Annotated in this window: 18 protein-coding genes; all 18 read left to right on the forward strand. The window is 70.5% G+C overall.

Features of this window, described 5'->3' with window-relative positions:
- The first annotated feature begins 2 nt into the window (after positions 1 to 2).
- The gene (gene rpe / locus H284_RS0119290) at positions 3 to 695 is read left to right on the forward strand and encodes a ribulose-phosphate 3-epimerase (protein ID WP_020077499.1); all 693 of its coding nucleotides are present in this window, start codon (positions 3 to 5) and stop codon (positions 693 to 695) included.
- A 103-nt stretch (positions 696 to 798) separates the two neighbouring features.
- Entirely contained in the window at positions 799 to 1062 is a 264-nt protein-coding gene (locus tag H284_RS0119295; RefSeq protein ID WP_020077500.1) for a phosphoribosyl-ATP diphosphatase, read from the forward strand.
- Positions 1063 to 1128: 66 nt separating this feature from the next.
- Entirely contained in the window at positions 1129 to 1968 is an 840-nt protein-coding gene (gene hisG, locus H284_RS0119300) for an ATP phosphoribosyltransferase (RefSeq protein ID WP_020077501.1), read from the forward strand.
- The gene (hisF, locus tag H284_RS0119305; RefSeq protein WP_018191188.1) at positions 1968 to 2732 is read left to right on the forward strand and encodes an imidazole glycerol phosphate synthase subunit HisF; all 765 of its coding nucleotides are present in this window, start codon (positions 1968 to 1970) and stop codon (positions 2730 to 2732) included. Before hisG ends, hisF begins: the two co-directional genes overlap by 1 nt.
- A complete protein-coding gene (hisI, locus tag H284_RS0119310) occupies positions 2729 to 3112 on the forward strand; it encodes a phosphoribosyl-AMP cyclohydrolase (RefSeq protein WP_020077502.1) in 384 nt (127 codons plus the stop codon). Before hisF ends, hisI begins: the two co-directional genes overlap by 4 nt.
- The gene (locus H284_RS0119315; protein WP_020077503.1) at positions 3109 to 4641 is read left to right on the forward strand and encodes an anthranilate synthase component I; all 1533 of its coding nucleotides are present in this window, start codon (positions 3109 to 3111) and stop codon (positions 4639 to 4641) included. The genes hisI and H284_RS0119315 overlap by 4 nt, the downstream gene beginning before the upstream one ends.
- The gene (locus tag H284_RS0119320; RefSeq protein WP_020077504.1) at positions 4638 to 5369 is read left to right on the forward strand and encodes a Trp biosynthesis-associated membrane protein; all 732 of its coding nucleotides are present in this window, start codon (positions 4638 to 4640) and stop codon (positions 5367 to 5369) included. The genes H284_RS0119315 and H284_RS0119320 overlap by 4 nt, the downstream gene beginning before the upstream one ends.
- A 209-nt stretch (positions 5370 to 5578) precedes the next feature.
- Positions 5579 to 5809: a DUF6704 family protein gene (locus tag H284_RS0119325; protein WP_018191184.1), complete on the forward strand. Its 231-nt coding sequence runs from the start codon at positions 5579 to 5581 to the stop codon at positions 5807 to 5809.
- A gap of 3 nt (positions 5810 to 5812) precedes the next feature.
- A complete protein-coding gene (gene trpC / locus H284_RS0119330; RefSeq protein WP_020077505.1) occupies positions 5813 to 6583 on the forward strand; it encodes an indole-3-glycerol phosphate synthase TrpC in 771 nt (256 codons plus the stop codon).
- A complete protein-coding gene (gene trpB / locus H284_RS0119335; protein WP_020077506.1) occupies positions 6583 to 7794 on the forward strand; it encodes a tryptophan synthase subunit beta in 1212 nt (403 codons plus the stop codon). Before trpC ends, trpB begins: the two co-directional genes overlap by 1 nt.
- Positions 7791 to 8588: a tryptophan synthase subunit alpha gene (gene trpA, locus H284_RS0119340; protein WP_020077507.1), complete on the forward strand. Its 798-nt coding sequence runs from the start codon at positions 7791 to 7793 to the stop codon at positions 8586 to 8588. Before trpB ends, trpA begins: the two co-directional genes overlap by 4 nt.
- 87 nt (positions 8589 to 8675) lie before the next feature.
- Positions 8676 to 9677: a prolipoprotein diacylglyceryl transferase gene (gene lgt / locus H284_RS0119345; RefSeq protein WP_018191180.1), complete on the forward strand. Its 1002-nt coding sequence runs from the start codon at positions 8676 to 8678 to the stop codon at positions 9675 to 9677.
- A gap of 171 nt (positions 9678 to 9848) precedes the next feature.
- Positions 9849 to 14426 (forward strand): glutamate synthase large subunit, encoded by a 4578-nt coding sequence (gene gltB, locus H284_RS0119350; protein ID WP_020077508.1) that lies wholly within the window; start codon positions 9849 to 9851, stop codon positions 14424 to 14426.
- Positions 14419 to 15876 (forward strand): glutamate synthase subunit beta, encoded by a 1458-nt coding sequence (locus tag H284_RS0119355; protein ID WP_020077509.1) that lies wholly within the window; start codon positions 14419 to 14421, stop codon positions 15874 to 15876. The genes gltB and H284_RS0119355 overlap by 8 nt, the downstream gene beginning before the upstream one ends.
- Positions 15877 to 15956: 80 nt before the next feature.
- Positions 15957 to 17372, forward strand: a complete 1416-nt coding sequence (gene pyk, locus H284_RS0119360; RefSeq protein ID WP_018191177.1) for a pyruvate kinase — start codon at positions 15957 to 15959, stop codon at positions 17370 to 17372.
- A 477-nt stretch (positions 17373 to 17849) separates the two neighbouring features.
- Positions 17850 to 18902, forward strand: a complete 1053-nt coding sequence (locus H284_RS0119365; RefSeq protein WP_020077510.1) for a LolA family protein — start codon at positions 17850 to 17852, stop codon at positions 18900 to 18902.
- Positions 18899 to 19834 carry an ABC transporter ATP-binding protein gene (locus tag H284_RS0119370; protein ID WP_020077511.1) on the forward strand — a complete coding sequence of 312 codons (936 nt, stop codon included), beginning with the start codon at positions 18899 to 18901 and terminating at the stop codon, positions 19832 to 19834. Before H284_RS0119365 ends, H284_RS0119370 begins: the two co-directional genes overlap by 4 nt.
- Positions 19821 to 20765 carry an ABC transporter permease gene (locus H284_RS0119375; protein ID WP_020077512.1) on the forward strand — a complete coding sequence of 315 codons (945 nt, stop codon included), beginning with the start codon at positions 19821 to 19823 and terminating at the stop codon, positions 20763 to 20765. Before H284_RS0119370 ends, H284_RS0119375 begins: the two co-directional genes overlap by 14 nt.
- Positions 20766 to 20802: the final 37 nt, after the last annotated feature.

Raw genomic sequence — 20802 nt, forward strand, 5'->3', positions numbered from 1 at the left:
TCATGGCTTCGACCCCTTCCGCCGACCGGATCGACCCGCGCGTCCGCATCAACCCCAGCATCCTGGCCGCCGACTTCGTCAATATGCAGACCGAGGTGGAGCGCATCGCGACCGCCGACCTGGTGCACGTCGACGTGATGGACAACCACTTCGTCCCGAACCTGACGTTCGGGCCGCAGATGGTGGGCCGCATCCAGGAGGTGAGCCCCGTCCCGCTGGATGTGCACCTGATGATCGACGACCCGGACCGCTGGGCGCCGGGGTACGCGGAGCTCGGGGCGTACTCGGTGACCTTCCACGCCGAGGCCGCGCACGATCCCGTCGCACTGGCGCGCCGCCTGCGCTCGATCGGCGCGCGGGCGGGCATCGCGGTCAAGCCGGGCACCGGCATCGAGCCGTACCTCGACCTGCTCGAGGAGTTCGACCAGGTGCTCGTCATGACGGTCGAGCCGGGATTCGGCGGCCAGTCGTTCATGCCGGAGACCATGCCGAAACTGAACGCGCTCCGGCAGGCCGTCGAGGCGCGGGGTCTCGACGTGTGGCTGCAGGTGGACGGCGGCATCACCGAGGAGACGATCGTCACGGCGGCCGCAGCCGGGGCGGACACGTTCGTGGCGGGCTCCAGCGTCTTCCGCGGAGAGCCGGCGGACCGCATCGCGGCCCTCCGTGCCGCCGCGCTGCCGCACCTCCACTGACCCGTACTCCGCACATTCGTGCCGAATGTGCGGAATCAGCGAGGCATACCGCACATTCGGCACGAATGTCTGACCGGCTCGGGCGGACCGGTACGCTGGAGAGGTGAAAACCTTCGACGACCTCTTCGCCGAACTCGCGCAGAAGGCGCAGGACCGCCCGGAGGGCTCCGGCACCGTCCGCGAGCTCGACGCCGGCGTGCACGCCATCGGCAAGAAGATCGTCGAGGAGGCCGCCGAGGTCTGGATGGCCGCCGAGTACGAGTCCCACGAGGCCACCGCCGAGGAGATCTCGCAGCTGCTCTACCACCTGCAGGTCCTGCTCCTCGCCAAGGGACTGACGCCGGCCGACGTGTACCGACATCTGTGATGGACCAGCCTTTTCGCCGTACCTAGGCCCATCCACTCGTCCGATCACGTCACGAAAGACCTGCGAATGCTGAAGATCGCCGTCCCCAACAAGGGCTCCCTCTCCGAGACCGCGGCGCAGATGCTGCACGAGGCCGGCTATGTCGGCCGCCGCGACCCGAAGGAGCTCATCGTCACCGACGCCCGCAATGGCGTCGAGTTCTTCTATCTGCGCCCGCGTGACATCGCCACCTACGTCGGCTCCGGCGCGCTCGACGTCGGCATCACCGGCCGCGACCTGCTGCTCGACTCGGGCTCACCCGCCGCCGAGATCAGCGCCCTCGACTTCGCCGCGTCGACGTTCCGGTTCGCCGGTCCGGCCGGCGTGTTCGCCGAGCTGGCCGACCTGGAGGGCAAGCGCGTCGCGACGAGCTACCCGGGCCTCGTGGGCGCGTTCCTCGGCGAGCACGGTGTCAGCACCTCCCTGATCAAGTTGGACGGAGCGGTCGAGTCGGCCGTGCGGCTCGGCGTCGCCGACGCGGTCGCCGACGTCGTCGAGACGGGTTCCACCCTGCGCAAGCAGGGGCTGGAGATCTTCGGACCGGTCATCCTGGAGTCGGAGGCCGTGCTCATCTCGTCCCCGTCGCCGGCCGCCGGGGTGGACACGCTGGTGCGCCGGCTGCAGGGCGTCATGGTCGCCCGCCAGTACGTGCTGATCGACTACAACCTCCCTGTCGCACTGCTCGAGAAGGCGGTCGCGCTGACGCCGGGCGTCGAGTCGCCGACCGTCTCTCCGCTGGGGGAGCCGGAGTGGGTGGCCGTGCGCGTGATGATCAAGCGCGAGCAGACCAACCACATCATGGACGACCTGTACGAGCTGGGCGCCCGCGCCATCCTGGTCACCTCCATCCACGCTGCGCGGATCTGATGAGCGTCGCGGTCCGGGTGATCCCCTGTCTCGACGTGGCCGCCGGCCGCGTCGTGAAGGGCGTGAACTTCCAGAACCTGCGCGACCAGGGCGACCCGGTCGAGCTCGCCCGGCGGTACTTCGAGCAGGGCGCGGACGAGCTGACCTTCCTGGATGTGACGGCGACCGTCGACGACCGCGCCACCACGTACGACGTGGTGCGGGCGACGGCCGAGCAGGTCTTCATCCCGCTCACCGTCGGCGGCGGCGTGCGTAGCCCCGAGGATGTGGCGAAGCTCCTCGGCCACGGTGCCGACAAGGTGGGTGTCAACTCGGCCGCGATCGCGCGCCCGGAGCTGATCTCCGAGATCGCCGCCCGGTTCGGCGCGCAGGTGCTGGTGCTGTCGCTGGATGTGAAGCGCTCGGCCGCGACGCCGTCCGGTTTCGTCGTGACGACGCACGGCGGGCGCACGGAGACCGACCTCGACGCCCTGGAGTGGGCGGCGCGCGCGATCGAGCTGGGCGCGGGGGAGCTGCTGGTCAACTCCATCGACGCCGACGGCACCAAGGAGGGCTTCGACCTGGAGCTCATCCGCGAGATGCGCGCCCTGAGCAGCGTTCCCGTGATCGCCTCGGGCGGCGCGGGGGCGCTGGAGCATTTCGTTCCGGCCATCCAGGCGGGAGCCGACGCCGTGCTCGCGGCGAGTGTGTTCCACCAGGGTGAGTTGACGATCGAGCAGGTGAAGGACGAACTGGCCGCGGCCGGGATGGAGGTCCGCCGATGAACGCGACGACGACCGATGCGGTGCTGGAGCGCATCCGCTTCACCGACACCGGGCTGGTGCCGGCGATCATCCAGCAGTGGGACACCCGCGAGGTGCTGATGATGGGGTGGATGGACGCGGAGGCGTTCCGCCGCACCATGAGCGAGGGCCGGGTGACGTTCTGGTCGCGCTCCCGCAAGGAGTACTGGCGGAAGGGCGACACGTCCGGGCACGTGCAGTACGTGAAAGGCGCCGCGCTCGACTGCGACGGCGACACCCTGCTGGTCACGGTCGAGCAGGTCGGCGCGGCCTGCCACACTGGCACACGCACTTGCTTCGACGCGGATGTGCTGGAGCCGGTCGTGGGTTCGAGCCCCGAGATCGAGGCGGCCGACCTGTGATCGACACCGTGGGCGGCACGACGACCCGGAGCGCCTTCGACGGACTCGTCGGCGACCACCGCGTCGTCCCGGTGATCCGCGAGCTCTTCGCCGACGGGGAGACCCCTGTGGGCATCTATCGAAAGCTCGCGGCCGGCCGGCCGGGCACGTTCCTGCTGGAGTCCGCCGAGCAGGGCGGCATCTGGTCGCGCTTCTCGTTCGTCGGCGCGTCGTCGTTCGGCGTGCTGACGCAGGAGGGCGAAGCCGTGAACTGGCTCGACTACGGCCTGCCCGCCGAGCGCGCCCTCGGCACGGCGGCCTCCCTCCGGCCGCTGGAGGCTCTCGCGGCGCTGCATGCGCGCTGGCAGACCGCCCGCATCCCGGGCCTCCCTCCGCTCACCGGCGGTCTCGTCGGCTTCATCGGCTGGGAGGCGATCCGGCAGATCGAGCGTCTGCCCGACGCCCCGCCCGCCGATGTCGAGGTGCCCGGCCAGGCGCTCGCGTTCGTGGCCGACCTCGTCGTCGTGGATCACCGCACCGGCACCGTGAAGCTGGTCGCCAACGCGCTGGCCGACGGCGTCGCCGACGCGGACGCGCTGTGGGCGGATGCGCAGGCACGTCTCGACCGCATGCAGCGCGAGCTCGCCCAACCTTCCGAGGCGTGGCTGGAGGACGTCGACCTCGGCATCCCGGCCGAGCCGATCTCCCGCACGCGCCGGGAGGACTTCCTCTCGTCGGTCGTCACGGCCAAGGAGCGCATCGTCGACGGCGACATCTTCCAGGTCGTCATCTCGCAGCGCTTCGAGCTGGAGTGCACGGCTCCCGCGCTCGATGTCTACCGCGTGCTCCGCGCGCTCAACCCGAGCCCGTACATGTACCTGCTGTCGCTGGAGAAGCCGAGCGGCGAGCCGTACCAGATCGTGGGCTCGTCGCCCGAGGCGCTGGTGAAGGTGCAGGAGGGACGCGCATTCACGCATCCCATCGCCGGATCGCGTCCGCGCGGCGCGACGCCGGAGCAGGACCTCGACCTGGAGGCGTCGCTGCTCGCCGACGACAAGGAGCGCGCGGAGCACCTGATGCTCGTCGACCTCGCCCGCAACGACCTGCTCAAGGTGTGCGAGGCGGGCACCGTCGAGGTGACGGAGTTCATGCGCATCGAGCGGTTCAGCCACATCATGCACATCGTGTCGTCCGTCGAGGGCGACCTGCTGCCGGACGCGACGGCGATCGACGTGTTCCGCGCGACGTTCCCGGCCGGAACACTCTCGGGCGCGCCGAAGCCGATGGCGCTGCGGATCATCGACGAGCTGGAGCCCATCCAGCGCGGCGTCTACGGCGGCGTGATCGGATACTTCGACTTCGCCGGGGATGCGGACCTCGCCATCGCGATCCGCACCGCCACGATCATGGACGGCGTCGCGCGGGTCCAGGCCGGCGGGGGACTGGTGGCCGATTCGGTGCCCGAGAACGAGTTCCAGGAGTCGCAGAACAAGGCGGCAGCCCCGCTGCGCGCCGTCGCCGTGGCGAACGCCATGAAGCGCGTGCTGTGAGGACCGAGACCGTGAACGGCCGCCGCGTCAAGTACTCCACGATGCTGCTCCTCCTCGTGGGGAGCGGTCTCGCGCTGCTGGCGGCGACCCAGCCGTGGTTCACGATCACGCTGACCGACACGGCCGAGCACTCCACCACCATCAGCGTGGCGGGGTCGGTGGCCGCGCCGGCGCTGACCGCCCTGTCGCTCGCGGGGCTGGCGCTGACCGCTGCGCTGGCGATCGCCGGTCCGGTCTTCCGGATCGTGCTCGCTCTGCTCGGCCTGCTGCTCGGCGTCTCGGTGCTCATCTCGGCGATCAGCGCGGTGTCGGATGCGGTGGGCGCGTCGACCTCCGCGATCACGACGGCGACCGGCGTGGCCGGGGACTCCTCGATCCGCCGTCTGGTGCACTCGTCCGCGATCGAGCTGTGGCCGTGGGTGGCCCTCGTGGCGGGCATCCTGGTCATCTTGGCGAGCGCGGCGGTCGTCGTCTTCTCGCGGCTCTGGCCCGGTCCGTCGCGCAAGTACCAGACCCGCTTCGCGGGGGAGGACGGGCGCCCCGCCGACGAGCTCTTCGCCGACGAGGAGCCCACCGACGACGCCGAGGCCCGCGCCGCCGCCGAGGAGCCGGCCGCTGACGCGCCGGACACTGACGCGCCCGACTCCGCGACCCCCACCACCCTCGACCGCGACACGGCGATCGACAGCTGGGACGACCTCACCCGCGGCGACGACCCCACCCGCTGACCTCCCGTCCGTTCCCCTTCCGCGTCCCCTCCCACCCCCGTCGAGTCCGCAAACTTTGCACGCCCGCGCCCGCGAAACCGTGCAAAGTTTGCGGACTCGACGGTGGGGTTGGCGCGTGGAGGGCGGCGGGGGAAGAGCGACTACTAGACTGGGTGCGTTCCAAATTCCCGTGCGCGCCGGGCGGCGCGCACCCGACGTGCAGGAGTCCCATGAGCAGCGAGTCAGTCGAGCCAGGCCACGGTCACTCGCCGGCGGCGTGGACGGCCGTGATCATCATGCTGGTCGCGTTCACCATCGGCGCCATCGCCTTCTTCTTCGACGCCCCCATCATCGTCTGGGCGGCTGCGGGTCTCGCGGTGATCGGCCTCATCGTCGGCTGGGTCATGAAGCGCGCCGGGTACGGCGTCGGCGGCGACAAGTACACCCCGAAGGGGCACTGATCCGTGCTCGCCGACCTCGTCGCCGGCGCGCTCGAGGACGCTGAGCGGAGACGCGACGAGCGTCCGCTCGCCGAGGTGGAGGCCGCGGCGCTCGCCCGGCCCGCCGCACTCGATGCCCTGACCGCGCTCGCCCCGGCGGAGCGCGTCAAGATCATCGCCGAGGTGAAGCGCGCCAGCCCGTCCCGCGGGTCGCTCGCCGCCATCCCGGATCCCGCCGCCCTGGCGGTCTCGTACGAGACCGGGGGCGCCAGCGCGATCAGCGTCCTGACCGAGGAGCGCCGCTTCCACGGCTCGCTCGCCGACCTGGAGGCGGTCCGTGATGCCGTCTCGATCCCGGTGCTGCGCAAGGAGTTCGTCGCCGATCCGTACCAGGTGTTCGAGGCCCGCGCCGCGGGCGCCGACCTGGTGCTGCTGATCGTCGCCGCGCTCGAACAGAAGCGGCTCGTCGAGCTGCACGAGCTGATCACCGAGCTGGGCATGACCTCGCTGGTGGAGGCGCACTCGGCCGACGAGCTGAGCCGCGCCCTCGACACCGGCGCGGGCCTCGTGGGCGTCAACGCCCGCGACCTGACGACGTTCGAGCTGGATCGGGACCTGTTCGGCCGCCTGGCCGGCAGCATCCCCTCCGGCGTCATCCGCGTGGCGGAGTCGGCCGTGAAGACGGCCGACGATGTCGCGCATTACCGAGCGGCGGGCGCCGATGTGGTGCTCGTCGGCGAGGCGCTCGTCACGAGCGACCCCGTCGCGACGCTCGAAGAGTTCTTGGGAGTCTGATGTCCCTCCGCACTGAGCAGGGTCCGTATTTCGGCGACTTCGGCGGGCGGTTCGTCCCCGAGTCGCTGGTCGCAGCGCTCGACGAGCTGTCGGCGGCGTGGGAGGAGGCGAAGGCCGACCCCGCGTTCCATGCCGAGCTGGATGAGCTCCACCGCAGCTACACCGGCCGCCCGTCGATCATCACCGAGGTGCCCCGGTTCGCCGAGCACGCAGGCGGCGCCCGCATCATCCTCAAGCGCGAGGACCTCAACCACACCGGCTCGCACAAGATCAACAACGTGCTGGGCCAGGCCATCCTGACGAAGCGCATCGGCAAGACCCGCGTGATCGCCGAGACCGGCGCGGGCCAGCACGGCGTCGCCACCGCGACGGCCGCGGCCCTGTTCGGGCTCGAGTGCACGATCTACATGGGCGAGGTCGACACCGAGCGCCAGGCGCTGAACGTCGCCCGGATGCGTCTGCTCGGTGCCGAGGTCGTCGCCGTCAAGACCGGCTCGCGCACGCTCAAGGACGCCATCAACGACGCCATGCGCGACTGGGTGACGAACGTCGAGCACACCAACTACATCTTCGGCACGGTCGCGGGCCCGCACCCGTTCCCGGCGATGGTGCGCGACCTCCAGAAGATCATCGGCGAGGAGGCGCGCGAGCAGGTGCAGGAGCTCACCGGCCGCCTGCCGGACGCCGTCGTCGCGTGCGTCGGCGGCGGCTCGAACGCGATGGGAATCTTCCACGCGTTCCTGGACGACGAGGATGTGCGCCTGGTCGGCTTCGAGGCCGGCGGCGAGGGTGCGGACACCCCGCGCCACGCCGCGACGATCACGAAGGGCCGCCCCGGCGTGCTGCACGGCGCGCGCTCCATGCTGCTGCAGGACGAGGACGGCCAGACCATCGAATCCCACTCGATCTCCGCCGGCCTCGACTACCCGGGCGTCGGCCCGGAGCACGCCTGGCTCGCGAAGATCGGCCGCGCCGAGTACCGGCCGGTGTCGGACGCGGACGCCATGGAGGCCCTGCGCCTGCTCAGCCGCACCGAGGGCATCATCCCGGCCATCGAGTCGTCCCACGCGCTGGCCGGCGCCATCGCGCTCGGGCGCGAGCTCGGGCCTGAGGGCATCATCCTGGTGAACCTCAGCGGCCGCGGCGACAAGGACATGGAGACCGCCGGGCGGTACTTCGACCTGATCGACGCGGACGCGGTGCAGTCGTGAGCGGCGTGGTCACGAGCCGCGTCGCCGACGCGATCGCCCGCCGCAACATCGAGGCATCGGGCGCGCTGATCGGCTACCTCCCGGCCGGCTTCCCCGACCTCGCGACCAGTGTGGATGCGGCCGTCGCGCTCGCGAACAACGGCGTCGACGTCATCGAGCTCGGCCTGCCGTACTCCGACCCCGTGATGGACGGCACGGTCATCCAGGCGGCGACGCAGCAGGCGCTCAGCGCCGGCTTCCGCCTGCGTGACGGCTTCACCGCCGTCCGTGAGATCACCGCGCAGGTCGACATCCCCGTGCTCGTCATGACCTACTGGAACCCGGTGCTGCAGTACGGCGTCGACCGCTTCGCGGACGACCTCGCCGCGGCCGGGGGAGCAGGCCTCATCACGCCCGACCTCATCCCGGATGAGGGCGCCGACTGGCTCGCCGCATCCGACCGCGTCGGTCTCGACCGCGTGTTCCTCGCCGCGCCCAGCTCGACCGACGCCCGCCTGAAGCAGGCGGTGGAGGCGAGCCGCGGGTTCGTCTACGCCGTCTCGACCATGGGCATCACGGGCGCGCGCACCGATGTGGATGCGGCGGCGCGCACGCTCGTCGGCCGTCTCCGCGAGGCGGGAGCGACCAGCACGTGCGTCGGACTCGGTATCTCGTCGGCCGCGCAGGTGGCCGAGGTGCTCGAGTACGCGGACGGCGCGATCGTCGGCTCGGCGCTCGTGAAGGCACTGGGCGACGGGGGCGTGGCGGAGGCCGGGCGCGTCGCGGCCGAGCTCGCCCGCGGCACAGCGGCCTAGCCGGGCGTTCTAGACTATGGTGGCCGCGCGCCTCTCCGCGCCGCGGCATGATCGACACGAAAGGTGAGTCATCGGGTGTTTGCGACGATGAGCGGCTGGATGGCCAGCATCCCGAGTCCTGGGCCCGAGTGGGCGCAGATCCCGCTGCCTTTCTGGCCGTACCGCATCCAGATGTACGCGCTGATCATCCTGGTCGGCATCGTCGTCGCCGCCATGTGGACCTCGCGCCGCCTCACCAAGCAGGGCGCTGAGCCGGGTGTCGTTCTCGACATCCTGCTGTGCGCCGTGCCGCTCGGGATCGTCGGCGCCCGGTTCTACCACGTCGCGACCCACCCGAAGGACTTCTTCTACCCGGGCGCCAACCTCTTCAACCCGTTCGAGCCCGGCAGCATCTGGGCGATCTGGGAGGGCGGCGGCGCCATCTTCGGCGCGCTGATCGGTGGCGCCATCGGTGTGCTCATCGGCTGCCGCTGGACCGGTCTGCGGTTCTGGACGTTCGCGGACGCCCTCGCACCGGCGCTCCTGCTCGCGCAGGCCATCGGCCGCCTCGGCAACTACTTCAACCAGGAGCTCTTCGGTCTGCCGACCGACCTGCCCTGGGGTCTGCAGATCGACGCGGGCAACAAGGCGATCCCGGTCGGTCTTCCGGACGGCACGCTGTTCCAGCCCCTCTTCCTGTACGAGATGATCTGGAATATCATCGGCGTCTTCGTGATCGTCTGGCTGCAGCGGCGCTTCCGCCTCCAGTGGGGCAAGGTGTTCGCCGTCTACCTGATCTGGTACGGCGCCGGCCGCTCCTACCTGGAGTCGATCCGCATCGACCCGAGCGAGTTCACGTTCCTCGGCATCCCGAGCAATGTCTGGGCCGCGTTCGGCGCGGTCGTTCTGGGCCTCGTCATCTTCTTCGTCCAGTCGCGCAGGCACCCGGGTCTCGAGCCCAGCCCGTACCGACCGGGTCGTGAATGGGTGAACCCGGATGCTGAGGTAGACTCGGACGATACGGACCTGGAGGACGAGGACGCCGCCGACGCAGACGGTGTGCCTGCCGGGTCCGCTTCGGCCAAGGCCACAAGCCCCACGAACGGATAAACCCGACGGCTCGAAGTACGAAACCGTCGAGGCGATCCCACGCACCTGACCGCTCCACGAGTCCGAGCCGCACACGGCCCGGAGGATGCGGCGGAACTCATAAGCACCGGGCCGATGGCGTCCCTGCACCCAACATCCCCACATCCACGACACTGTGAGGACGGTCGACAGATGGCGCTCACGCCTCCCCATTCCCGCTTCGGGACCGTGCCTGGCCCGCAGGGCCTGTACGACCCTGCCCACGAGAAGGACGCCTGCGGTCTCGCCATGGTCGCGACCCTCCGGGGCACGGCCGGGCACGACATCATCGACGCCGCGCTGGAGGCGCTGCGTCACCTCGAGCACCGCGGCGCGGTCGGCTCGGATGCCGGCACCGGTGACGGCGCCGGCATCATCACCCAGGTGCCGGACGCCTTCCTGCGCGCCGTCGCGGGCTTCGACCTGCCCGCCGCCGGCCGGTACGCGGTGGGCAACGCGTTCCTGCCGAGCGCGGAGGACGAGCGCGCCGAGGTCAAGGCGGCTCTCGAGTCCATCGCGGCCGAGCACGAGCTGACCGTCCTCGGCTGGCGGTCCGTCCCGGTGCGACCGGACGAGCTCGGCACGCTGGCCCGCCAGGCCATGCCGGTGATCGAACAGCTCTACGTCGCGTCCACCCGCGTCGACGAGAACGGCGAGGCCGTCTCCGGCATCGCGCTCGACCGTCAGACCTTCTTCCTGCGGAAGCGGGCCGAGCGCGAGCTCGACCTGTACTTCTCGTCGCTGTCGAGCCGCACGCTCGTCTACAAGGGCATGGTCACCACGCTCCAGCTGGAGCCGTTCTACCCGGACCTCTCCGACGAGCGCTTCGCATCCAAGCTCGCCCTGGTGCACTCGCGCTACTCGACGAACACGTTCCCGTCGTGGCCGCTCGCGCAGCCGTTCCGGATGATCGCCCACAACGGCGAGATCAACACCGTGCAGGGCAACCGCAACTGGATGCGCGCCCGCCAGTCGCAGCTGGAGAACGAGCTGCTCGGCGACCTGAAGCCGGTGTTCCCGATCGTCACGCCCGGCGCCTCCGACTCGGCCTCCTTCGACGAGGTCGTGGAGCTGCTGTCGCTGAGCGGCCGGTCGCTCCCGCACGCCGTCATGATGATGGTGCCGGAGGCCTGGGAGAACCAGACCGAGATCGACCCGGTCCGCCGCGCGTTCTACGAGTACCACTCGATGCTCATGGAGCCGTGGGACGGTCCCGCCGCGATCGTCTTCACCGACGGCTCCGTCGTCGGCGCGACGCTCGACCGCAACGGCCTGCGCCCCGGCCGGTACGTCGTCACCAACGACGGCCTCGTCGTGCTCGCCTCCGAGATCGGCGTGCTCGACTTCGAGCCCAGCCGCGTCGTCCGGAAGGGCCGGCTGCGTCCCGGCCGGATGTTCCTGGTCGACACGGTCAGCGGCCGCCTCATCGAGGATGAGGAGATCAAGTCCGAGCTCGCCGCCGGCGCTCCCTACGGGGAGTGGCTGGACGAGGGCCGGATCAACCTGAAGGACCTCCCGGAGCGCGAGCACATCGTGCACACCCCGGCGTCGATCACGCGCCGACAGCGGACGTTCGGCTACACCGAGGAAGAGGTCCGCATCCTCCTCCGCCCGATGGCGACCACCGGCGCGGAGCCGCTCGGCGCCATGGGTTCGGACACGCCCGTCGCCGTGCTCTCGGAGCGCCCGCGCCTGCTGTTCGACTACTTCACGCAGCAGTTCGCGCAGGTCACCAACCCGCCGCTCGACTCGATCCGCGAGGAGGTCGTCACCTCCCTGAAGCTCGGTCTCGGCCCGGAGCGCAACCTGCTGTCGGCCGGTCCGGAGCACGCCAAGCAGGTCGTGCTCGACTTCCCGGTGATCGACAACGACGAGCTGGCGAAGATCCAGCACATCGACCCGCGGCCGGGCAGCACGCTGACCACGACCGTGCGCGGCCTGTACCGCTCGGACGCCGGCCCCGACGCCCTGGAGCGCCGCCTCGCCGAGATGTGCGACGAGGTCGACGAGGCCATCGCGGCCGGAGCGCAGTTCATCGTGCTCAGCGACCGCGACTCGACGAAGGACCTCGCGCCCATCCCGTCGCTGCTGATGCTCGCCGCCGTGCACCATCACCTCATCCGCTCGGAGACCCGCATGAAGGTGGGCCTGATCGTGGAGGCCGGGGATGTGCGCGAGGTGCACCACGTCGCCCTGCTCATCGGGTACGGCGCCTCGGCGATCAACCCGTACCTGGCGATGGAGACCTGCGAGGAGCTCGTCCGCAGCGGGATGATCACCGGCGTCAGCCCCGAGAAGGCGGTCAAGAACGTCATCAAGGCGCTCGGCAAGGGCGTGCTGAAGATCATGTCGAAGATGGGCATCTCGACGGTGTCCTCCTACGCGGGCGCTCAGGCGTTCGAGGCCGTCGGGCTCAGCCAGGAGTTCGTCGACCAGTACTTCACCGGAACGACGAGCAAGCTGGGCGGCGTCGGGATCGACGTCATCGCGGCCGAGAACCTCGCCCGTCACGAGAGCGCGTACCCCGCCGAGGGCGCCGCGCTCGCGCACGAGCGCCTCGCGACCGGCGGCGAGTACCAGTGGCGCCGCGACGGATCTCCGCACCTCTTCAACCCGGAGACGGTCTTCCGCCTGCAGCACTCCACGCGCACGCGGCGGTACGACGTGTTCCGCGAGTACACGAAGCTCGTCGACGACCAGTCCGAGTCGCTGATGACCCTGCGCGGAATGTTCTCGCTCAAGGAGGGCGAGCGTCCGCCGGTGCCGCTGGAGGAGGTCGAGCCCGTCTCGTCCATCGTCAAGCGGTTCTCCACGGGCGCGATGAGCTACGGCTCCATCTCCAAGGAGGCGCACGAGACGCTCGCGATCGCTATGAACCGGCTCGGCGCCAAGTCGAACACCGGCGAGGGCGGGGAAGACCTCGACCGCCTGCTCGACCCGGAGCGCCGCAGCGCCATCAAGCAGGTCGCCTCCGGCCGCTTCGGTGTGACGTCGATGTACCTGACCCACGCCGACGACATCCAGATCAAGCTGGCGCAGGGGGCGAAGCCCGGCGAAGGCGGGCAGCTGCCGCCGACCAAGGTGTACCCGTGGGTGGCGCGCACCCGTCACGCGACCGCCGGTGTCGGCCTCATCTCGCCGCCGCCGCACCACGACATCTACTCGATCGAAGACCTCAAACAGCTGATCTTCGACCTGAAGCGCGCCAACCCGGGCGCCCGCGTCCACGTCAAGCTCGTCTCCGAGTCGGGCATCGGCGCGGTCGCGGCCGGCACCGCGAAGGCGCTGGCCGACGTCATCCTGGTCTCCGGCCACGACGGCGGCACGGGCGCATCCCCGGTCAACTCGCTGAAGCACGCGGGGACGCCGTGGGAGCTGGGGCTCGCCGAGACGCAGCAGACCCTGATGCTGAACGGGATGCGCGAGCGCGTCGTCGTTCAGGTCGACGGCCAGCTGAAGACCGGCCGCGACGTCATCGTCGGCGCGCTGCTCGGAGCCGAGGAGTTCGGCTTCGCGACTGCGCCGCTGGTGGTCTCCGGCTGCGTCATGATGCGCGTCTGCCACCTGGACACCTGCCCGGTCGGCGTCGCGACGCAGAACCCGGAGCTGCGCGCACGGTTCTCTGGCAAGCCCGAGTTCGTCGTCAACTTCTTCGAGTTCATCGCGGAAGAGGTGCGCGAGTACCTCGCGGCCCTCGGCTTCCGCACCCTTGAGGAGGCGATCGGTCACGCCGAGCTGCTCGACGTCGACCGCGCCATCGACCACTGGAAGGCGTCCGGTCTCGACCTCGCGCCCATCCTGCACGGTCCGGCCTTCGGCCCGGAGGCTCCTCGGCGCAACGGCCGGGCGCAGGACCACGAGCTGGAGCACCACTTCGACGTGCAGCTGATCGACGCGGCGCGCGACGTGCTGGAGAACGGGGGCCGCATCGAGCTGAGCCTTCCGATCCGCAACACGGAGCGGGCCGTCGGCACGATGCTCGGCCACGAGGTGACCGTCCGCCACGGCGAGAACGGCCTCCCCGCCGGCTCCATCGACATCACGCTCACCGGTTCGGCCGGCCAGTCGCTCGGCGCGTTCCTCCCCGCGGGCATCACCCTGCGGCTGGAGGGCGACTCCAACGACTACGTGGGCAAGGGACTCTCCGGCGGCCAGATCGTCGTGAAGCCCCCGCGCGACAGCGTGTTCGCCGCCGAGCGGAACGTGATCGCCGGCAACGTGATCGGCTACGGCGCGACGCAGGGCAGCATGTTCATCCGCGGGATCGTGGGCGAGCGCTTCCTGGTGCGCAACTCCGGTGCGACCGCGGTCGTCGAAGGCGTGGGCGACCACGCGCTCGAGTACATGACCGGTGGCCTCGCCGTGATCCTCGGCGGCACCGGGCGCAACCTCGGCGCCGGCATGTCCGGTGGCACCGCGTACGTGTACGACCTGAAGCCGGAGCGGGTCAACCGCGACTCGCTCGCGACCGGCGAGCTCGAGCTCCTGCCTCTCGGGAGCGCGGACATCGAGATCGTGCGCGACCTGCTCGAACAGCACGCCGCCGAGACGGGCTCCGAGCTCGCCGCCCGGATGCTGGAGGACTTCGACGAGACCGTCGCGAAGTTCGTCAAGGTGCTGCCGCGGGACTACGCCGCGGTGATGCAGATGCGCCAGGAAGCCGTCGACGAGGGTCTCGACCCCGACGGCGACATCGTGTGGAACCGGATTCTGGAGGTGACCGGTGGCTGACCCCAAAGGCTTTCTGAAGGTGACGGAGCGGGAGCTGCCCAAGCGCCGCCCCGTCTCGGTTCGGCTCATGGACTGGAAAGAGGTCTACGAAGCCCAGGACCCGGCGCAGCTGCGCCGCCAGGCCGGCCGCTGCATGGACTGCGGCGTGCCGTTCTGCCACTCGGGCTGCCCGCTCGGCAACCTCATCCCCGAGTGGAACGACCTCATGTGGCGCGGTGAGGGCCGCCAGGCGATCGAGCGCCTCCACGCGACGAACAACTTCCCGGAGTTCACCGGGCGGCTGTGCCCGGCGCCGTGCGAGTCGTCCTGCGTGCTCGGCATCAACCAGCCGGCCGTCACGATCAAGCAGGTCGAGGTCTCGATCATCGACCAGGCGTGGCAGCACGGCTGGGTTCAGCCGCAGCCGCCGGAGCGCCTCACCGGCAAGACGGTCGCCGTCGTCGGCTCCGGCCCTGCCGGCCTCGCCGCCGCCCAGCAGCTGACGCGTGCCGGCCACACGGTCGCCGTGTACGAGCGGGACGACCGCATCGGCGGCCTGCTGCGCTACGGCATCCCGGACTTCAAGATGGAGAAGAAGCACCTCGAGGCGCGTCTCAACCAGATGATGGCCGAGGGCACGCGTTTCCGCGCCGGTGTCGACATCGGCACGGACATCAGCTGGGACGACCTGCGCGCCCGGTACGACGCGGTCGTCGTCGCGACCGGCGCCATGGTGCCGCGCGACCTGCCCATCCCGGGCCGTGAGCTCTCCGGTGTGCACTTCGCCATGGAGTACCTGGTGCAGCAGAACAAGGCGGGCGCGGGCGACCAGATCGCCGACCAGATCACGGCGGACGGCAAGCATGTCATCGTCCTCGGCGGCGGCGACACCGGTGCGGACTGCATCGGCACCGCCCACCGTCAGGGCGCCGCGAGCGTCACCAACCTCGCCATCGGCAAGCAGCCGCCGTCGGAGCGCCCGGACCACCAGCCGTGGCCGACCACGCCGACGCTGTTCGAGGTCCAGTCCGCCCACGAGGAGGGCGGGAAGCGCGAGTACCTCGCGTCGACCGTCGAGTTCCTCTCCAACGAGTTCGGCGAGGTGCGCGCCCTGCGCGTGGCCGAGACCGAGTTCCTCGACGGACGCCGGGTGCCGAAGGCCGGAACCGAGCGCGAGATCCCGGCCGACCTGGTGCTGCTGGCCCTCGGATTCACCGGCCCGGAGCAGCAGGACCTGTCTTCGCAGCTGGGCCTGCCGTTCGACGGCCGCGGCAACGTCGCGCGTGATTCCGACTACCAGACGGAGCAGGAGGGCGTGTTCGTCGCCGGCGACGCCGGCCGCGGTCAGTCCCTGATCGTGTGGGCTATCGCAGAGGGCCGGGCAGCGGCGGCCGCTGTTGACCGGTATCTTGAAGGGGAGACGCAGTTGCCGTCTCCGATCCGTCCCACCGACCGCGGCATCCTCGTCTGAGCGAGGCGATGCCCGCACGACCGGGCGCCACCAAGAAATCACGCGCCGTCGGCGCAGAATCACGGAGCGAACAGAAAAGCATGAGAAGGGCCAAAATCGTCGCGACCCTCGGGCCGGCGACCTCCAGCTACGACAACATCCGCGCGATCATCGACGCGGGTGTGGACGTGGCCCGCATGAACCTGAGCCACGGCAGCTACGAGGTGCACGAGGGGGTCTACGCCAACGTGCGCAAGGCCGCCGACGACGCCGGGAAGCCGGTCGCCGTCCTCGTCGACCTCCAGGGCCCCAAGATCCGCCTCGGCAAGTTCGAGGCAGGCCCCTACGAGCTCGCCGAGGGCGACATCTTCAAGATCACCACCGAAGACATCATCGGCACGAAGGAGATCTCCTCGACGACGTTCAAGGGCCTGCCCAACGACGTCAAGCCGGGTGACTACCTGCTCATCGACGACGGCAAGGTGCGCGTGCGCGTCGTCGCGGTCGACGGCCCGGTCGTCACGACCGAGGTGATCGTCGCCGGTCCCGTCTCCAACAACAAGGGCATCAACCTGCCGGGCGTCGCCGTGAACGTCCCGGCGCTGTCCGACAAGGACGAGGCCGACCTGCGCTGGGGCCTCAAGCTCGGCGCCGACCTGATCGCCCTCTCGTTCGTGCGGAACGCCAAGGACATCGAGCGCGTGCACGAGATCATGGCGGAGGAGGGCCGCAAGGTCCCCGTCGTCGCGAAGATCGAGAAGCCGCAGGCCGTGGATGCGCTCGAAGAGATCATCGAGGCGTTCGACGCCATCATGGTCGCCCGTGGCGACCTGGGCGTCGAGCTGCCGCTCGAGGCCGTGCCGATCGTGCAGAAGCGCGCAGTCGAGCTGGCCCGCCGTGCGGCGAAGCCGGTCATCGTCGCGACGCAGATGCTGGAGTCGATGATCTCGAGCCCGGTGCCGACCCGCGCCGAGACGTCGGACGTCGCCAACGCCGTCCTCGACGGCGCGGACGCGGTCATGCTCTCGGGCGAGACCAGCGTCGGCGAGTACCCGACGGTCACCGTGCAGACCATGTCGCGCATCGTCACCTCGACCGAGGAGCACGGTCTGGACCGCATCCAGCCGCTCGGCACCCGGCCCCGCACCCAGTCGGGCGCGATCACGCTTGCCGCGGTCGAGGTCGCCGACTTCGTCGAGGCGAAGTTCCTCTGCGTCTTCACCGAGTCGGGCGAGTCCGCCCGCCGCATGGCGCGTTTGCGCAACAAGATCCCGATCCTGGCGTTCACGCCGGAGGAGTCGGTGCGCCGCCGCATGTCGCTGTTCTGGGGCGTCGAGTCGTTCGTCGTCGGCCGCGTCACCCACACCGACCAGATGGTCGCGCAGGTGGATGAGGCCCTCAAGTCGACCGGCCGCGCCGTCGACGGCGACAAGGTGATCATCATCTCCGGTTCCCCTCCCGGGATCCCCGGAACCACCAACGACATCCGCGTGCACCGGGTCGGCGACGTCCTGTAGCACCGGTCGGAAGGGCCCCGCTTCGGCGGGGCCCTTCTGCGTTCCCGGGTTGCGCTCCGGGTACCCGCCCTCGTCGCGGCGCGGGATCCGGAGGACATCCGAGCCCTCGCGCCCGCATCCACCTCCCTTTCCCGCATTCTGCGGCGCGTCGGGTCGGTATCTCCTCCCTTTCCACCGCCGTGCGAGGCGAGGGGACGCGTCCATTCGGCGTCTCGGAGGCGGCCGGAAAGGGAGGCGATCCGGCGCGACACGCCGAGGACAGAACCGGAACGGAGGGGATCGGAAGGCCGGCCCTGACCGCGTCCTCCGTTTCCGTCGACAGGCGGTTCTGAGCGGGACGACCGGGCCGGGCATCCAGGCGTCGTCCTCAGGGATGACGCGGTGTACGACCGGGGGATGAAGTCCGGCTTTGCCAGCCAATCCGGAGGGTCGGGGGCGCTCCGGCGCGCGTATCCTCGGGCTATGGAACACCGTTGGATGCGCTGGGCGCCCGCCGTCGTCGCCCCCGTGGCGATCGCCGCCGCCGTCATCGTCTCACCCCTCGCCGCCGGAGCGTCGGACCTCCCCGTGAAGTCGCCCTCCGACGTCCTGCGGCTGGTTGCCGCGAGCGACACGCGGTCGTTCTCCGGCACGGTCGAGCAGAGCTCCGAGCTCGGACTTCCCGAGCTCCCCGCGACCACGTCGAAGGGCATGGACGACGGCGATGCCGCGAGCCTGCTCGAACTGGCTCTCGCCGACCACACCGCGAAGGTGTGGGTCGACGGCCCGACGCACGTGCGCGTCCAGGTGCTCGACAAGCTGGCCGAGCGGGATGCGATCCGCAACGGCGACGACCTCTGGCTGTACGAGTCCAACGGCAAGAAGGTCGCCCACGCGACCCTCCCGGACTCCGACGCGAAGTCAACGCCTACTCCGGACGCCACGGCCCTGACGCCGTCGCAGCTGGCGCAGCGCTTCCTCGCGGCGGTCGACCCGTCCACGAAGGTGACCCTCGGCGACGAGACGAAGGTGGCCGGACGCGATGCGTACGACCTTGTGCTGACCCCGCGCACCGACGCCACCCTCATCGGCAGCGTCTCCATCGCGGTCGACGGCAAGACCGGCATCCCGCTGAAGGTCGCCGTCACCGCCCGCGGCGCGAGCGCGCCCGCCTTCGAGGCCGGCTTCACCGCGTTCAGCGACCAGAAGCCGGATGCCGGTGTCTTCTCGTTCACGCCGCCTCAGGGTGCGAGCGTGTCCGAGCAGAAGCTGCCGACCGGTGACCAGGTCAAGGATGCCGCGGGCTCGCACCCGAAGCCCGCTGTCTCGGGCGAGGGTTGGGCGACCGTCGTCTCCCTGCCCGCCGGCTCGGCTCCGGCCGGGGTGGCCGACGACCCGCTGTTCCAGCAGCTGACCCAGCCGGTCGACGGAGGCCGGGCGCTGAGCTCCTCGCTGGTGTCGGTGCTCATCACCGCGGACGGCCGCGTCCTGGCCGGATTCGTCCCGGTCTCGGCCCTGCAGACCGCGGCGGCGCAGGCGACCGCGCAGTGACCGACGCGGCGATCGCGACCAGCGGGCTCACCAAGCGCTTCCGGTCGCGGGCGGTCGTCGACGGCCTCGACCTGAACGTTCCGCGCGGTTCGGTGTTCGGCTTCCTCGGTCCGAACGGGTCGGGCAAGACCACGACCATCCGGATGCTGCTCGGCCTCGTCTCCCCGTCCGCCGGCTCGATCCGGGTGCTGGGGGAGGCGATGCCCGATCGCGGCGCCCGCGTGCTCCCGCGGGTCGGTGCGCTGGTCGAGGGGCCGGCGTTCGCGCCATACCTCTCGGGCACGGCGAACCTGATGCGGCGCGACACCGCCGACCGCTACGCTCCGGGCGCCACCCGCCGCGCGCGGGTGGAGGCTGCGCTCGAACGCGTCGGCCTGTCGCACGCGGCCGGCAAGCATGTCCGCGCCTACTCGCTCGGGATGAAGCAGCGCCTCGGGATCGCGGGCGCACTCCTGACCGACCGCGACCTCCTGGTGCTCGACGAGCCGACGAACGGGCTGGACCCGCAGGGCACCCGCGAGGTGCGCGCGCTGGTGCGGTCGCTCGCCGACGAGGGGACGACGGTGTTCGTCTCCAGTCACCTGCTGGCCGAGATCGAACAGGTCTGCACGCACGCGGCGATCATGCGCACCGGCCGGCTGGTCGCGCAAGGGTCGCTCGACGAGCTCCGGAGCGCGTCCGGTCCGCGCGTGGCGGTCGAGACGCCGGATGCGGCACAGGCAGTCGGTGTGCTGAGCCGGTTCGGTCTGGACCCCGTCGTGACGGGCAACGGAGTGGAGGCGTCCCTGGGCGACGCTGCTCCGGCGGCCGAAGAGCTGTCGGCGGCGCTGGTCGGCGACGGAGTGCGGCTGCGTGGATTCGCCGTGCGCTCCTCCAGCCTGGAGGAGCGTTTCGTGGAGCTCACGGGGGAGGGCTTCGATGTCGAGCAATGAACTGCCGAGCAGTGACCTGCCGAGTGCGGCGCCCCGCACCGACCAGGTCGGCACCGAGCGGGCGATCCAGCCGTCCGTCACGCGCCCGGCGGGCGGCGTCGCGGAACGTCGTGAGCATCCGAGCGGGGGATGGGCGCTGCTGGGATCGGAGATCTCGGTCATGTTCCGGCGCTGGCGCACCTGGGCGATGCTGGGTGCTCTCGCGGCCATCCCGCTGCTGATCGCCATCGCGGTGCGGGTCACCGGCGGTAGTTCGCGCGGTCCGGCCTTCCTGAGCGAGATCACCTCCAATGGGCTGTTCGTCGCGTTCACCGCCCTCGTGGTGTGCGTCCCCCTGTTCCTTCCGTTGACGATCGGCGTCGTCGCCGGTGACACGATCGCGGGCGAGGCGAGCCACGGCACCCTCCGCTACCTCGTCATCGCGCCGGCCGGGCGGCTCCGGCTGCTCGCGGTCAAGTACGCCGGGAGCGCCGTGTTCTGCATCGCGGCCGCGCTGGTCGTCGGGCTGGCTGGAGCACTGATCGGCATGCTGCTCTTCCCGATCGGCCCGGTCACTCTGCTGTCCGGGATCCAGGTGAGCATGGGGGAGGCGTACTTCCGCCTGCTGCTCATCGCCCTCTACATCGTGGTGTCGCTGCTCGGGCTGTGCGCGATCGGGCTGTTCCTGTCGACGCTCACCGACGTCCCGGTCGGCGCCATGGCCGCGACTGCCGTCCTGGCGGTCGTCTCGCAGGTGCTCGACCAGCTCCCGCAGCTGGAGGGACTCCACCCCTGGCTGTTCAGCCACTACTGGCTGGGGTTCGGCGACTTCCTCCGCGACCCGATCTCGTGGGACTCGTTCGGCGACAACGCGCTGCTGCAGCTCGGCTACATCGTCGTCTTCGGGGCGCTGGCGGTGGGCCGCTTCACCACCAAGGACATCCTCAGCTGATCCGTGGGGCGCAACCCGCCGTTATGCGGCGCGCAAA

Origin of the sequence: Cryocola sp. 340MFSha3.1, assembly GCF_000383315.1 — a bacterium.
Lineage (GTDB): Bacteria > Actinomycetota > Actinomycetes > Actinomycetales > Microbacteriaceae > Leifsonia.

Coding starts and splice junctions, on each gene's coding strand:
- rpe (WP_020077499.1), top strand. CDS start 3: ATGGCTTCGACCCCTTCCGCCGACCGGATCGACCCGCGCGTCCGCATC.
- hisG (WP_020077501.1), top strand. CDS start 1,129: ATGCTGAAGATCGCCGTCCCCAACAAGGGCTCCCTCTCCGAGACCGCG.
- hisF (WP_018191188.1), top strand. CDS start 1,968: ATGAGCGTCGCGGTCCGGGTGATCCCCTGTCTCGACGTGGCCGCCGGC.
- hisI (WP_020077502.1), top strand. CDS start 2,729: ATGAACGCGACGACGACCGATGCGGTGCTGGAGCGCATCCGCTTCACC.
- H284_RS0119325 (WP_018191184.1), top strand. CDS start 5,579: ATGAGCAGCGAGTCAGTCGAGCCAGGCCACGGTCACTCGCCGGCGGCG.
- trpB (WP_020077506.1), top strand. CDS start 6,583: ATGTCCCTCCGCACTGAGCAGGGTCCGTATTTCGGCGACTTCGGCGGG.
- lgt (WP_018191180.1), top strand. CDS start 8,676: ATGAGCGGCTGGATGGCCAGCATCCCGAGTCCTGGGCCCGAGTGGGCG.
- gltB (WP_020077508.1), top strand. CDS start 9,849: ATGGCGCTCACGCCTCCCCATTCCCGCTTCGGGACCGTGCCTGGCCCG.
- pyk (WP_018191177.1), top strand. CDS start 15,957: ATGAGAAGGGCCAAAATCGTCGCGACCCTCGGGCCGGCGACCTCCAGC.
- H284_RS0119365 (WP_020077510.1), top strand. CDS start 17,850: ATGCGCTGGGCGCCCGCCGTCGTCGCCCCCGTGGCGATCGCCGCCGCC.
- H284_RS0119375 (WP_020077512.1), top strand. CDS start 19,821: ATGTCGAGCAATGAACTGCCGAGCAGTGACCTGCCGAGTGCGGCGCCC.